The sequence below is a fragment of the Streptomyces sp. BE20 genome, from assembly GCF_036322525.1.
Lineage (GTDB): Bacteria > Actinomycetota > Actinomycetes > Streptomycetales > Streptomycetaceae > Kitasatospora.
Genome location: NZ_JAQYWW010000682.1, coordinates 1 through 381 on the forward strand (window position 1 = coordinate 1; position 381 = coordinate 381).

The following is a 381-nucleotide window of genomic DNA, read 5'->3' on the forward strand; positions in this document are numbered from 1 at the left end:
CCGGGGGTCGGTGGTGCTGGACGGTGAGGACATCGTCAGGCTCAGGACCAGGGACGTGGCGAAGAAGCTCGGCCTGCTGCCGCAGTCGCCCGTCGCGCCGGAGGGCCTGACCGTGGCGGACCTCGTCGCCAGGGTCTTCGGTGTCACGGAGCGGTCCGCCGCGATCCAGCGGCAGCAGGAGCAGCAACTGGCCCAGTTCACGGCGACGGCCGCGGGCAAGGGCCTGAAGGTCCTGTGGTTCGACTCGGACACCAGCGGCAGGGCCAGCACCGCGCGGGCGATCGCGTCCGAGTCGCCGAGGGTCACCGAGTCGACGCCGGGGCGGATGCCCGCGGCGGTCACCCAGTGCACCGACTCGGTCGGTATGCCGTACGCGAACCG

At 72.4% G+C, this 381-nt stretch carries 1 pseudogene; it reads left to right on the top strand.

The window, feature by feature from the left end:
• Positions 1-381 (top strand): annotated as a pseudogene (locus PUR61_RS14805) (hypothetical protein); the annotation flags it as partial.